Source organism: Methylopila jiangsuensis, assembly GCF_027922305.1.
GTDB lineage: Bacteria > Pseudomonadota > Alphaproteobacteria > Rhizobiales > Methylopilaceae > Methylopila > Methylopila jiangsuensis.
The window spans coordinates 538,772-551,607 of the sequence record NZ_BSFK01000016.1 but is presented as its reverse complement, the minus strand read 5'-3'; the positions used below and the strand labels follow the sequence as shown (position 1 = coordinate 551,607).

14 protein-coding genes are annotated in these 12,836 nt (G+C 71.5%); 10 read left to right on the top strand and 4 right to left on the bottom strand.

The genetic code is table 11. From position 1 onward, the window contains the following. The first annotated feature begins 107 nt into the window (after nucleotides 1–107). Nucleotides 108–365 carry a hypothetical protein gene (locus PKE85_RS15445; protein ID WP_271205658.1) on the top strand — a complete coding sequence of 86 codons (258 nt, stop codon included), beginning with the start codon at nucleotides 108–110 and terminating at the stop codon, nucleotides 363–365. Between the two features lie 139 nt (nucleotides 366–504). Here PKE85_RS15445 and ilvD read toward each other — a convergent pair whose 3' ends face one another. Further along, on the bottom strand, nucleotides 505–2,352 hold the full coding sequence (gene ilvD / locus PKE85_RS15440) for a dihydroxy-acid dehydratase (RefSeq protein ID WP_271205657.1): 1,848 nt from the start codon (nucleotides 2,350–2,352) through the stop codon (nucleotides 505–507). A gap of 124 nt (nucleotides 2,353–2,476) precedes the next feature. Then, on the bottom strand, nucleotides 2,477–2,935 hold the full coding sequence (locus PKE85_RS15435) for a GNAT family N-acetyltransferase (protein ID WP_271205656.1): 459 nt from the start codon (nucleotides 2,933–2,935) through the stop codon (nucleotides 2,477–2,479). Between the two features lie 79 nt (nucleotides 2,936–3,014). Here PKE85_RS15435 and PKE85_RS15430 point away from each other — a divergent pair, with 79 nt between their 5' ends. After that, a complete protein-coding gene (locus tag PKE85_RS15430; RefSeq protein WP_271205655.1) occupies nucleotides 3,015–3,212 on the top strand; it encodes a hypothetical protein in 198 nt (65 codons plus the stop codon). A gap of 41 nt (nucleotides 3,213–3,253) precedes the next feature. Here PKE85_RS15430 and leuC read toward each other — a convergent pair whose 3' ends face one another. Beyond that, nucleotides 3,254–4,666 (bottom strand): 3-isopropylmalate dehydratase large subunit, encoded by a 1,413-nt coding sequence (gene leuC, locus PKE85_RS15425; protein ID WP_271205654.1) that lies wholly within the window; start codon nucleotides 4,664–4,666, stop codon nucleotides 3,254–3,256. A gap of 399 nt (nucleotides 4,667–5,065) precedes the next feature. Between leuC and ubiA the strand changes: the two genes are divergently transcribed. The 3 genes from ubiA to PKE85_RS15410 all read left to right on the top strand — a co-directional run bounded on the left by ubiA (nucleotide 5,066) and on the right by PKE85_RS15410 (nucleotide 7,721). Further along, on the top strand, nucleotides 5,066–5,998 hold the full coding sequence (gene ubiA, locus PKE85_RS15420; RefSeq protein WP_271205653.1) for a 4-hydroxybenzoate octaprenyltransferase: 933 nt from the start codon (nucleotides 5,066–5,068) through the stop codon (nucleotides 5,996–5,998). A 134-nt stretch (nucleotides 5,999–6,132) separates the two neighbouring features. After that, entirely contained in the window at nucleotides 6,133–7,470 is a 1,338-nt protein-coding gene (locus tag PKE85_RS15415) for an ammonium transporter (RefSeq protein ID WP_271205652.1), read from the top strand. An 80-nt stretch (nucleotides 7,471–7,550) separates the two neighbouring features. Beyond that, nucleotides 7,551–7,721 (top strand): hypothetical protein, encoded by a 171-nt coding sequence (locus PKE85_RS15410; protein ID WP_271205651.1) that lies wholly within the window; start codon nucleotides 7,551–7,553, stop codon nucleotides 7,719–7,721. Between the two features lie 62 nt (nucleotides 7,722–7,783). Here the strand turns inward: PKE85_RS15410 and PKE85_RS15405 are convergent, their stop codons facing one another. Continuing rightward, the gene (locus PKE85_RS15405; RefSeq protein ID WP_271205650.1) at nucleotides 7,784–8,368 is read right to left on the bottom strand and encodes a DUF6101 family protein; all 585 of its coding nucleotides are present in this window, start codon (nucleotides 8,366–8,368) and stop codon (nucleotides 7,784–7,786) included. Between the two features lie 337 nt (nucleotides 8,369–8,705). On the opposite strand from PKE85_RS15405, the gene PKE85_RS15400 reads away from it, so the two are divergent. The 5 genes from PKE85_RS15400 to lpxK are packed head-to-tail and all read left to right on the top strand — an operon-like array spanning nucleotide 8,706 to nucleotide 12,832. Beyond that, on the top strand, nucleotides 8,706–9,533 hold the full coding sequence (locus tag PKE85_RS15400; RefSeq protein WP_271205649.1) for a 3'(2'),5'-bisphosphate nucleotidase CysQ: 828 nt from the start codon (nucleotides 8,706–8,708) through the stop codon (nucleotides 9,531–9,533). Next, a complete protein-coding gene (locus PKE85_RS15395) occupies nucleotides 9,530–9,769 on the top strand; it encodes a DUF4170 domain-containing protein (RefSeq protein WP_271205648.1) in 240 nt (79 codons plus the stop codon). Before PKE85_RS15400 ends, PKE85_RS15395 begins: the two co-directional genes overlap by 4 nt. Before the next feature lie 24 nt (nucleotides 9,770–9,793). Continuing rightward, nucleotides 9,794–10,540 carry a lysophospholipid acyltransferase family protein gene (locus PKE85_RS15390; RefSeq protein ID WP_271205647.1) on the top strand — a complete coding sequence of 249 codons (747 nt, stop codon included), beginning with the start codon at nucleotides 9,794–9,796 and terminating at the stop codon, nucleotides 10,538–10,540. Beyond that, nucleotides 10,533–11,837: a 3-deoxy-D-manno-octulosonic acid transferase gene (locus tag PKE85_RS15385; protein WP_271205646.1), complete on the top strand. Its 1,305-nt coding sequence runs from the start codon at nucleotides 10,533–10,535 to the stop codon at nucleotides 11,835–11,837. The genes PKE85_RS15390 and PKE85_RS15385 overlap by 8 nt, the downstream gene beginning before the upstream one ends. Continuing rightward, a complete protein-coding gene (gene lpxK / locus PKE85_RS15380; protein WP_271205645.1) occupies nucleotides 11,834–12,832 on the top strand; it encodes a tetraacyldisaccharide 4'-kinase in 999 nt (332 codons plus the stop codon). Before PKE85_RS15385 ends, lpxK begins: the two co-directional genes overlap by 4 nt. Nucleotides 12,833–12,836 lie beyond the last annotated feature (4 nt).

Below are 12,836 nucleotides of genomic sequence, written 5' to 3'. Positions count from 1 at the left end.
GCCCGCCCGAGGTAGCGGGACGGACCCGCGCGGGCAAGCGGCGCTCGACTGCGCCGCGCGACGTGCTACAACGCGGCCCGACGGCGTGACGAGAAGGTTGAAGACCCGTGTCCGACATCCAGACCACGGCCCAGGGCCCCATCGACATGAAGCGCGCGATCACGCTGGCGGCCGCCACGATCCTGATCGCGGCCCAGACCATCGCCGCGTCGGTGGCCGGCGGCTGGGCCATCGCCGGCTTCCTCGGCCTCGGCGAGATCGGCGCCTACGCGCTCGAAGGCGGCGGGTTCCTGCTGGGGGCCTGGCTGGTGGTCAAGTTCGTGCGCGCCGCGCTCCACAACGAGCCCCTGCGCCGCCCGCTCTGACCGCTCGTTTCACGAGCGCGGCGGGCCGTCCTCCCCGTTCCGGGCGTAGCCCAAGAGGCCTGCGCCGGCCGAGCCCCAGCCCGGCCGATCGCGCCGTCGCACGGGCGGCGGAAGACTCTCCCGCCGCCTCGCCCCTCCGTCAGCGCGGCTGGTCGACGTCGCGCACGGCGCCGCGGGCGGCGCTGGTGGTGAAGGCGGCGTAGGCCCTCAGCGCGCGGGAGACCTTGCGCGTGCGCGCCTTCGGCTTCCAGGCCTCGGCGCCGCGGGCGATCTCGGCCTGCTTGCGCTCGGCCACCACCTCGGGCGCGACGGCCAGACGGATCGAGCGGTTGGGGATGTCGATCTCGACGATGTCGCCGTCCTGCACCAGCGCGATCAGGCCGCCTTCCGCCGCCTCCGGCGAGACGTGGCCGATGGAGAGCCCCGAGGAGCCGCCGGAGAAGCGGCCGTCGGTGACGAGAGCGCACAGCTTTCCGAGGCCCTTCGACTTCAGATAGCTGGTCGGATACAGCATCTCCTGCATGCCGGGGCCGCCGCGCGGGCCCTCGTAGCGGATCACCACCACCTCGCCGGCCTTGACCTTGCCGGTCAGGATGCCGCTCACCGCGTCGTCCTGGCTCTCGAACACCTTGGCGGGGCCGGAGAACTTCAGGATCGACTCGTCGACGCCGGCGGTCTTCACGATGCAGCCGTCCTCGGCCAGATCGCCGGTCAGCACCGCGAGGCCGCCGTCCTGGCTGAAGGCGTGCTCCGCGTTGCGGATGACGCCCGCCTCGCGGTCCAGGTCCAGCTCCTTCCAGCGCTGGTCCTGGCTGAAGGCCACCTGGGTCGGCACGCCGCCGGGCGCCGCGCGGTAGAATTTGCGCACGCTCTCGCTCGTGCTCTCGACGATGTCCCAGCGGGACAGCGCCTCGGCCATGCTGGCGCTGTGCACCGTCGGCAGGTCCACATGCAGCAGGCCGGCGCGGGCCAGCTCGCCCAGAATGCCCATGACGCCGCCGGCGCGGTGGACGTCCTCCATGTGCACGTCGTTCTTGGCCGGCGCCACCTTGCACAGCACCGGAACCTGGCGGGACAGGCGGTCGATGTCGGCCATGGTGAAGGGCGCCTCGGCCTCGTAGGCCGCCGCCAGCAGGTGCAGCACGGTGTTGGTGGAGCCGCCCATGGCGATGTCCAGCATCATGGCGTTCTCGAACGCCTTGAAGCTCGCGATGGAGCGCGGCAGCACGCTGGCGTCGTCGCCCTCGTAATAGCGGCGGGCGAGGTCGACGATCAGGTGCCCGGCCTCCACGAACAGGCGCTCGCGGTCGGCGTGTGTGGCGAGCGTGGAGCCGTTGCCGGGCAGCGACAGGCCGAGCGCCTCGGTGAGGCAGTTCATGGAGTTGGCCGTGAACATGCCCGAGCAGGAGCCGCAGGTGGGGCAGGCCGAGCGCTCGATGATCTTGACGTCCTCGTCCGCCACGCGGTCGTCGGCGGCGGCGACCATGGCGTCCACCAGATCGAGCGCCACCTCCTTGCCGTTGAGCGTGACCTTGCCGGCCTCCATCGGGCCGCCGGAGACGAACACGGTGGGGATGTTGAGGCGCAGGCTCGCCATCAGCATGCCGGGGGTGATCTTGTCGCAGTTGGAGATGCAGACCAGCGCGTCGGCGCAATGGGCGTTGGCCATGTATTCGACCGCGTCGGCGATGAGTTCGCGCGACGGCAGGCTGTAGAGCATGCCGTCATGGCCCATGGCGATGCCGTCATCCACCGCGATGGTGTTGAACTCCTTGGCGACGCCGCCCGCCTTCTCGATCTCCCGCGCCACCAGCTGGCCGAGGTCCTTCAGATGCACGTGGCCGGGCACGAACTGGGTGAAGGAGTTGGCCACCGCGATGATCGGCTTGCCGAAGTCGCTGTCCTTCATGCCGGTGGCGCGCCAGAGCCCGCGGGCTCCGGCCATGTTGCGGCCGTGCGTCGTGGTGCGGGAGCGATAGGCGGGCATTGGCTTGTCCTCGAATGGCGCGACCGCGGCCGGCCGTCGTGTCCGGCCGCGCCGCTCAAGCGCTTGCGTTCTATGTCTCACGGGCGGCGACGCCCGCGCAACGCGACCGACGTCGGGGCCGGTCCTACCAGTCCACGCTGCGGTCGATGCGGACCACGAAGTTGCGCCAGGGCGCGGGCTCCGCGATCCGCTCGTAAAGCGCGATGGCGGCGCTTCCCTCCGGAACCATCCACCGCAGATGCACCCAGTCCCGCGCCTCGCCGATGGCCGCGATGTGGGCCACGAGCCGGCTCGCCACCCCGTGGCCGCGCGCCGCGGGGCGCACGTAGAGATCGTCGAGCTGGCCGGCCCGCCGGGCGCTGATCGCCTCCGGCAGGTCGTAATAGAGGCCGAAGCCCACCAGTTCGCCGTCAAGCTCGGCGCCGGCGATCTCCACCACCCGGTCCGCCAGCAGCCGGCGGACATACGGCTCGTCGATCGCCGCCGCCGGCCCGTGCATCAGCGCCGCCGAATATTCGGCGACCAGCGGCGTCAGCCGGGAGGCGTCGGCGGCGTCCAGCCGGGGCAGGACCATCAATCTCATAAGTTGCATCACCAGATAACTTCAATTGACAGATACGCCGACCCGGTAAATGTTCTTTTTATGTTCATGGAGTGACACAATGGCCAAGAACACTGGAGAAGGTCACCGCAACGGCGCCGTGACCGCACGCACGCAATTTGAGCGCCCCGATGGACACTGGCAAAAGCGCGACGAGCGCACTGGTCAGTTGATGGAAGTGAAGCAGTCGGAGGGCCCGTTCAAGGGCGTGGCGAAAGAACCTGACGGCCGCGATACTTCTAAATCCCCTGAAGAATAAACGGTGCGCTCGTCTAAGGGCGGGCGCACCGTTCGTTTTGCTCAGCGCCAGTCGCGCACGTCCACGAAGCGGCCGGCGACGGCGGCGGCCGCCGCCATGGCGGGCGACACCAGATGGGTGCGGCCCTTGAAGCCCTGCCGGCCCTCGAAGTTGCGGTTCGAGGTGGAGGCGCAGCGCTCCTCCGGGGCCAGCTTGTCCGGGTTCATGGCGAGGCACATGGAGCAGCCCGGCTCGCGCCAGTCGAAGCCCGCGGCCCGGAACACCTTGTCCAGCCCCTCAGCCTCCGCCTGCTCCTTCACGAGGCCGGAGCCCGGAACCACCATGGCGTTGACGTTGGCGTTGACGGTCTTGCCCTCGATCACCTTGGCGGCGGCGCGCAGGTCCTCGATCCGGCCGTTGGTGCAGGAGCCGATGAACACCCGGTCGATCGCGATGTCGGTGATCCGCTCGCCGGCGTTCAGGCCCATATAGGCCAGCGCCCGCTGCAGCGCGGCGCGTTTGATCTCGTCCGCCACCTCGGCCGGGTCCGGCACGCGGCCGGTCACCGACACCACGTCCTGCGGGCTGGTGCCCCAGGAGACGATCGGCGGCAGGTTGGCGCCGTCGAGCCGCACCTCGCGGTCGAAATGCGCGCCCTCGTCGGTGACGAGCGTGTCCCAGTAGCGGCGCGCCGCGTCCCAGGCCGCACCCTTGGGCGCGCGCTTGCGGCCCTTCACATAGGCGTAGGTCTTCTCGTCGGGCGCGATCAGGCCCGCGCGGGCGCCGCCCTCGATCGACATGTTGCAGACCGTCATGCGGCCTTCCATGGAGAGCGAGCGGATCGCCTCGCCGGCGTATTCCATCACGTAGCCGGTGCCGCCGGCGGTGCCGATCTCGCCGATGATGGCCAGGATCACGTCTTTGGCGGTCACGCCCTCCGGCAGCTCGCCGTCGACCGTGATGCGCATGTTCTTGGCCTTGGTCTGGATCAGCGTCTGGGTGGCGAGCACGTGCTCCACCTCCGAGGTGCCGATGCCGTGGGCCAGAGAGCCGAAGGCGCCGTGGGTCGAGGTGTGGCTGTCGCCGCAGACGATGGTCATGCCCGGCAGGGTGAAGCCCTGCTCCGGCCCGACCACATGCACGATGCCCTGACGCACGTCGAAGGCGTCGTAATATTCGATGCCGAACTCGCGGGTGTTCTCGGCCAGCGCCGCGATCTGCGCCGCGGATTCCGGGTCCGGGTTCGGCAGCGCGCGGTTCGAGGTCGGCACGTTGTGGTCGACGACGGCCAGCGTCTTCTGCGGCGCATGGACCTTGCGGCCGGCGACGCGCAGGCCCTCGAACGCCTGCGGGCTCGTCACCTCATGCACCAGATGGCGGTCGATGTAGAGCAGCACGGAGCCGTCCGGCTGGCGGTCGACCACATGGTCGTCGAAGATCTTGTCGTACAGGGTGCGCGGTGCGGCGGCGGTCATGATGCGCCTCGGGTCAATCAGCGGAATCGGAAAACGGCGGAGAGTGCGTCGCGGCGAGCGCGGCGCGGTCGGGAATCAGCCGCGCCGAAGTCGCGTGCTGATGGCCGACAGGCGCGCGTGGAACCGCGACGGCAGACGCACATGGTCGGCGAGACCCGCGAAGGTCTCGCTCGTCCGCGCTACGATCCGCCGTCCGTGCCTGCTCATGAGGCGACATATGGTCCAATTTGGAACCAGTTGCAATTGCGCCGCTCGCAGGGGAGCCCTGAGCGCATAATGGGCGCCGGCAAGGACCGCCCTTCCTGTTCCGGGGCCGCCCGACTGTGCGTTTCGCGCGTTCGGCCTTATAGCGACGGATGCGCGGCGCACGGCGCTGCGCGAGGATGGGAACCGCCCGCCATGACCGCTCCGACGCCCGGCTCCGTCGCCGACGCCACGCCCCGCAACTGGGTGGACGAGCGCGCCCCCGCCGCGTGGCGGCCGTATCTCCGGCTCGCGCGCGCCGACCGGCCGGTGGGCTCGTGGCTGCTGTTCTGGCCCTGCGCGTGGTCGGTGGCGCTGGCGGCGGTCGCCGGAGGCTTCGCGCCGAACCTCTGGCACATCGCGCTGTTCGCCGTGGGCGCGGTCGCCATGCGCGGCGCCGGCTGCACCTACAACGACCTCGTGGACCGGGACATCGACGCGCAGGTGGCCCGCACCCGCTCCCGCCCCCTGCCCTCAGGCCAGGTGACGGCCAGGGCCGCCGCCGTGTTCCTTGCGGCGCAGATCCTGATCGGTCTCGCCGTGCTTCTGGCGCTGCCGCCTTTCGCGATTCTGGTCGGGGCCTGCTCGGTGCTGCCGGTGGCGCTCTACCCGTTCATGAAGCGGATCACCTGGTGGCCTCAGGCCATGCTCGGCGTCTGCTTCGGCTGGGGCGCGCTGATGGGCTGGGCCGCGGCCTTCGGCCGGCTCGACGCCGCGCCGCTCGCGCTGCACGCCGCCGCCTTCGTCTGGATCATCGGCTACGACACCATCTACGCCCATCAGGACAAGGAGGACGACGCGCTGGTGGGCGTCGGCTCCACCGCCCTGCTGTTCGGCGCGCGCACCCGGCCGATCGTCGCCACGCTTTACGCCGCCGCGGCGCTGCTGATCGGGGTCGCGATCCTCCTCGCGGGCGGCGGCTGGCTGTCTTACGCCGGGCTCGCAGGCTTCGCCGCCCACTGCGCCTGGCAGATCGCGCGGCTCGACATCTCCAACCCGGCGCTGTGCCTGACGCTGTTCAAGTCGAACCGCGAGGCGGGCGCGCTGCTCTTCGCGGGACTGGCGCTGGACGCGATCACGCGCCTGTGAATACAGGCGCTCACGACTTCGTTACTGCAGTGTAAACAATTTTTCCTCCGAGTGGCACGCGCTCTGCGTGGGCTCTGCGGGCGGCGGAGCGCGGGGCTTCGTCGCGGATCACGCACGAACCCGGGGGTTCCCTGATGGATAACGCTGCGCTTCTCGCGAAAATCGAGGCGTTGGAGGCGTCGGTCGCTCTGACCAAGACGGTCAACGCCGAAGTCTTCTACTGGTGGTGCACGGCGCTGATGATCGCCATCCACGCGGGCTTCCTCGCCTATGAAATGGGCGCCTCACGCGCAAAGAACGCGCTGGCCTCAGGCCTTAAGAACCTGCTCGCCTTCGCCTTCCTGGTCCCGGCTTTCTATTTCTTCGGCTGGTGGATCTATCTCGCCTTCCCGACCGGCTTTTCCATCTCGGAGGCGTCCTCCGGCGGCGTGGTCTGGGGCGAATCCATGGGCCCGAACCTCGGCGACAACGCCTCGGGCATCTTCTGGGCCGCCTTCACGCTGTTCGCCGCCACCACCGCCTCGATCATGTCAGGCGCCGTGATCGAGCGCATCCGCATGTCGGCCTTCACCATCCTCGCCGTCATCCTGGGCGCGTTCGTCTGGATTCTTGGCGCCTCCTGGGGCTGGCACCCGGAAGGCTGGCTCACCTCGACCTTCGGCCTGCACGACATCGGCGCCGCCGGCTGCGTGCACATGGTGGCGGGCTTCTTCACGCTCGGCGTGCTCATCAACCTCGGGCCGCGTCTCGGCCGCTTCAACGCCGACGGCACGGTCAACCACATCTCCGGCCACAACATGCCCATGTCGCTGATCGGCCTGATGCTGATCGTGATGGGCTTCTTCGGCTTCCTCGGCGGCTGCATCCTCTACAACGGCGGCACGTGGATGACGATCTACAACACGCCGACCACGCTCTCCGCCTTCGCCTTCAACACGCTGATGGGCGTGGCCGGCGGCATGATCGGCTCCTACCTCGTCACCCGCGATCCGTTCTGGATGATGTCCGGCGCGCTGATCGGCGTGATCTCCTCGGCGCCTGGCCTCGACGTCTACTACCCGCCGCTCGCCTTCCTGATCAGCTTCATCGGCGGCTGCGTCATCCCGAAGCTCGCCGACATGCTGCTGACCCGCTTCAAGATCGACGACGCGGTCGGCGCCGTGGCGGTCCACGGCCTCGGCGGCGTCTGGGGCCTGCTGGCGGTCGGCCTCTTCGCCGCCGGCTACCCCAACGTGAACGGCCCGGCGATCTCCTTCGGCGGCCAGTTCATGAGCATGATCGTGTTCGCCCTGCTCGGCTTCCTGCCCGGCTTCGCGGCGTCCTACGTGCTGAAGATGCTCGGCATGCTGCGCACCGACCCGAAGGTGGAGCTCGCGGGCCTCGACGTGGCCGAGGTTCCGGTCAAGGCCTATCCGGAAGCCTCCACCATCCCGGCCTTCACGGGCGGCGAGGCGCTGAGCCCGGCCGAGTGACCCTGCGGCCGACGTCATCGAACCGGGCGCTCCGGCGCCCGGCCTTTTCCGACGGGACTCCAGTTTAAGAGGATTGGACGATGAACTCCGCCCCGATCGCCACCTGGGAAGGCGCGAAAGCCTACTTCACCTTCGCCGACCAGCCGGCCGTGCTGATGCTGATCTCCGCGCTCGCGCTCGCCGCCTGCGTGGGCGTGCTGGTCTCGATGGTGCGCCACGAGACCGACTGCGTGAAGAAGCTGCCGAACTGAACGACGAAGGGGCGGCGTCGCCGACGCCGCCCCTTCTGATCGTTCGAACCGCCCGCAAGGCGTCAGCTCCGCGCGATGATCTCGCGTTCGCCGCGGGCCACCTTGGCGTCCGGCGCCAGCTTCGCCGGGCGCCGCCTGGTGAGGAAGCGCGGGCGGCGGCCCGCCAGCAGGCTGTGCCGGCGGCGCGGCCGCGGGCGGCCCACCTCGACGGCGCCGAGCCGCTCGGTGGTCGTCACCCGCCGTCCGTCCAGATCCTCGATCAGCAGCGGCAGGTTCAGCGCCCGGCTCCAGCCGCGCCACGCGGCGAGACCGTCGCCGTCCGGCGCGCAGTCGTAGAGCGGCACGTCGAAGCCGCGGTCGCGATGGGCCAGCACCACCTCGATGCGGTCGGCGTCAGGCTCAAGCCCGGGCGCCGCCCGCAGCGCAACGCCCGAAAAGGTCGAAAGAGGCACCGCGATCCGCATCGACACGCTCCGCACCATCCTGTCCACAAGCACGCGATCACCGTCCAGCGTCACGCGGCGTTCGCCGCCGTCCGCCGCGGCGTCCGGCGCCGCGAGACGGAGCGGCAGCGCGAAGGGATCCGGCCGGACGGCCGATCCCGTTCCGACGCGCGGAAACGCGCCGGCTTCGGTCTGTCGCACCACTGTTTCAGTCTCCCTGAAGACCCGGTTGTTGGGGGTTCTTCGTCTGAGACGGACTTTTTCACGCCGGATCGCCACGCCCGCTTAACAGGGCTGGTGAATGTTTTCTTGATCCGGGATCTGCGCGCCTTCGTCTGGTCTTATGCTGAAGATCTTCTTTCCGCCTCTCACAGCATTTGAATGAACGCGGTCCCGCGCCGGCCCGCGTTGCGACCGTCGTGCGACACTGCCCGCCCATCACCCGACTTGCGCTCGGGCCTTGATCTGGACACTTTGCGGGGGCGTTTCTCCCCTCGACCCCGCGCCCGACGCCCGCCAGCCCTCAGGACCTCGCACAGCCGTGTCTTCGCCCTCCGCGCCGCTCGACCTCACCGCCCTCGCCCGCCACGTCTCGGACGTCGTGCGTGAAGGCGGAGCGATCGCGGCGCGCCTGTTCGACGGCGGGGGCGCCAAGCGCTGGACCAAGGGCGACGACAGCCCGGTGACCGAGGCCGACATCGCCGTCGACCGCTTCCTCGCCGACCGCCTGCCGCCGCTGGTGGCCGGATCCGGCTGGCTGTCGGAGGAGACCGCCGACACGCCGGAGCGGCTCGACCGCCGGCACGTCTGGGTGGTCGACCCCATCGACGGCACCCGCGCCTTCGTGGAGGGCGTGCCCGAATGGGTGGTGTCGGTGGCGCTGGTGGAGGACGGCCGCCCGGTGCTGGGCGTGGTGCACAATCCGGTCAGGGACGTGACCCATGTGGCGACGCTCGGCGGCGGCGCAACGCTGAACGGCGACGCCATCGTCGTGTCCGATTCCGCCTCGCTCGACGGCGCGCGGGTCGGCGGCACGCGCGCGCTGATCACGCCGCTGCGCGCGCACGGCGTGGTGGAGGGCGACTGGATCTACGCGCTGGCCAACCGGCTGGTGCGCGTCGCCGACGGCGCGCTGCACGCGGCGCTCGCCCGCCCCGCCGCCCACGACTGGGACATCGCCGCGGCCCACGTCATCCTGCGCGAGGCCGGCGCGAAACTGACCGATTTCGACGGCGCCGAGCCGAGCTACAACCGGCGCTCCACGCGGCAGAGCGCGCTGGTGGCCGCCGCCCCCCAGCGCCACGCGGCCCTCATCGCCGCCATCGCCGCCGACCCCATTCTCGTCGCCGCCAAGGACGGACCCAAATGACCGACGCCAAGCCCAAGCAGCTTCTTCACCTCGTGTTCGGGGGCGAGCTCGACGACGTGTCGGGCATTTCCTTCACCGACCTGTCGCAGGTCGACGTGGTGGGCGTGTTCCCGGACTACGAGAGCGCGCGCGTGGCGTGGAAGGCGAAGGCCCAGGCCACGGTGGACAACGCCCAGGTGCGCTACTTCATCGTGCACCTGCACAGGCTGCTTGAGCCGGACACGGTCAAGGCCTGAGCCCCGCGCGGCGCAGAGCCCCTCATGCTGAAGCGCATCGGCCGCTCCGTCGCGGCCCAGGAGACCGCGGGCGCGCTGCTCGCGGGCTACATCCGCCTTGTGCGCGCCACAAATCGATGGACTTTCGAGCCGGCTGACTTTCAGGACCGTCTCGTGCCCCATCTCCCCGTCATCGTCGCGCTCTGGCATGGCCAGCACCTCATGGTGCCGGCCATGAAGCGCGGGGACATGCCGGCCCGGACGCTGGCCTCCCGCCACGTGGACGGCGGCGTCAACGCCATCGCCTGCCGCCATTTCGGCATCGGCGCCGTGCGCGGCTCGGGGGCTGCGGGGTCCGCCGCCCGCAAGGCCTCCCGCCGCGGCGGCGCGCAGGCGCTGCGCGCCATGCTGGACGCGCTGGCGACCGGCGACAGCATGGTGTTCACCGCCGACGTGCCCAAGGTGTCCGGCCGCGCCGGCGAGGGCGTGGCCCTGCTGGCCAGGCTGTCCGGCCGCCCGGTGTTCCCCTTCGCGGTGGCGACTAGCCGCGCGCTGGAGTTCGACAGCTGGGACCGCGCCTCGCTCAACCTGCCGTTCGGGCGCGGAGCCGCGGTGCTGGGCGAGCCCATCCGCGTCGCCCCCGACGCCGACGCCGACGCGCTGGAGAGCGCGCGGCTTCGTGTGGAGCAGGGGCTCGACGCCGCGCACGCGCGCGCCTACGCTCTGGTCGGGCGGACGTGGAGACGGCGCGGCGAAGCCGCGTCCAGCGGAGCTACCCCCAGCGATGCCTGACCGCCGCCCGCCACGGGTGACCGCGCCCCTCGCGCTCTATCGCCAGGGCCTCGTCGCGCTCAGCCCTTTCGCGCGCGCCCTGCTGCGCCAGCGCGCCAGCCGCGGCAAGGAGAACCGCGAGCGTCTCGCCGAACGGCGCGGCCTCGCCAGCGCCGAGCGCCCGGACGGCCCGCTGGTGTGGCTGCACGGGGCGAGCGTCGGCGAGTTCAACGCCCTTCTGCCGCTGATCCAGCGCCTCACCGCCCGAGGCTACTGGGCGCTGTGCACCACCGGCACCGTCACCTCGGCGGCGGTCGCGGCGAGACGCCTGCCCGAAGGCGCCATCCACCAGTTCCTGCCGCTCGACGTGCCGGCCTATGTGGACCGCTTCCTGGCGCACTGGCGCCCCGATCTGGCGCTGTTCGCGGAAAGCGAGATCTGGCCGAACCTGCTGCGCGGCGCCCGTTCCCTCGGCGCGCCGGTGGTGCTGGTCAACGGCCGCATGTCGGAGCGCTCCTTCGCGCGCTGGCGGCGGGCGCGGCGCACCATCGGCGCGCTGCTCGACCATTTCGACCTCTGCCTCGCCCAGTCGGACAGGGACGCCGCCCGCTTCGCCGATCTGGGCGCCGCGCGGGTGGAGTGCGTCGGCAACCTGAAGTTCGACGCCGAGCCGCCGCCCGCCGATCCGGCGGCGCTCGCGCGCATGACGCTCACGGTGAAGGGCCGCCCCGTGCTGGTGGCGGCGAGCACGCACCCCGGCGAGGAGGCCGGCGTCGCCCGCGCCCATGCGGTGGCCCGCGCCCATGCGCCGAACCTGCTCACCATCCTCGCGCCGCGCCATCCCGAGGCCGGCGCCGCCGCCATGGACGCGGCCGCGCTGCACGGCCTGTCGGCCGCCCGGCGCTCCGAGGGCGCGGAACTCGCCCGCGACACGGAATTCTATGTGGCCGACACCATCGGCGAGCTGGGCCTGTTCTACCGGCTGGCGGACGTGGCCTTCATCGGCGGCTCGCTCGCCCGTCACGGCGGCCAGAACCCCATCGAGCCGGCGCGGCTCGGCGCGCCGATCCTGCACGGGCCGCATGTGCACAACTTCGCCGACATCTACGCCGCGCTCGACCGGGCGGAGGGCGCGGCCACGGTGCGCGACGCCGACGCGCTGGGCGCGACCGCCGCCCGCATCCTGCTCGACGGCAAGGCGCGCGCGGCCATGGCGAAGGCGGCGACGGAAACCTGCGCGAGGCTCGGCGGCGCCGCCGACCGCACCATGGCGGCGATCGAGCCCTATCTGGTTCAGATGCGCCTCGGCGTGGCGTGAAGCGGACCCCGGCCTTCTGGACCCGCGACCGCAGCCTGCCGGGCTGGCTGCTCGGCCCGGTCGGGGCGCGGGTCGGCGCCATCACCGCCGCCCGCATGGGCCGGGAGGGCGAGCGCCTCGCCGTTCCCGTGCTCTGCGTCGGCAATTTCACCGCAGGCGGCGCGGGCAAGACCCCCACCGCCGTCTGGCTGGCCGGGGCGCTCGCCGCCCAGGGCCACGCCCCTTATCTCGTCTCCCGCGGCTATGGCGGCGCGGTGGAGACGCCGACGCTGGTCGATCCCGACCGCCACCGCGCGGCGGAGGTGGGGGACGAGCCGCTGCTGCTGGCCCGCGCCGCCCCCACGATCGTGGCCCGCGACCGCGTGGCCGGCGCGAGGCTCGCCGTCGCCTCGGGCGCCGACGTGATCGTGCTGGACGACGGGCTCCAGAACCCGGCGCTCGCAAAGACCGCCACGCTCGCGGTGGTGGACGGCGCGAGCGGCGCCGGCAACGGCCGCTGCGTGCCCGCCGGGCCGCTGCGGGCGCCGCTCGCCGAACAGATGCCTTATGTGGACGCGGCGCTGGTGATCGGCGCGGGCGCGCGCGGAGAACGGGTGGCGGACGCGGCGCGGGCCGCGGGCAAGCCGGTGTTCCGGGCGCGCCTTGCGCCGGACGCGGCCGTCGCCGCCCGGCTGAAGGGCGCGAAGGCGATCGGGGTCGCGGGGCTCGGCCGGCCGGAGAAGCTCCGGGACAGCCTGATCGACCTCGGCGCGGAGGTCGCGGGCTTCCATCCGCTCGCCGACCATGCCCTGCCGAGCGAGGAGCAGGCCCGCGCCATCGTCGCCGAAGCCGCGCGCCTCGGGGCGCGGATCGTGGCGACGGAAAAAGACATGGTGAAGTGGCGCCACGAGCGGCCGGCGCTGTTCGCCGCGTCCGAGGCGCTGCCGGTGACGCTCGCGCCCGAGGACGCCGCCGGACTGCTCGCCGTCATGACGGAAGGCCTGAAGAGCGGCTGAACGG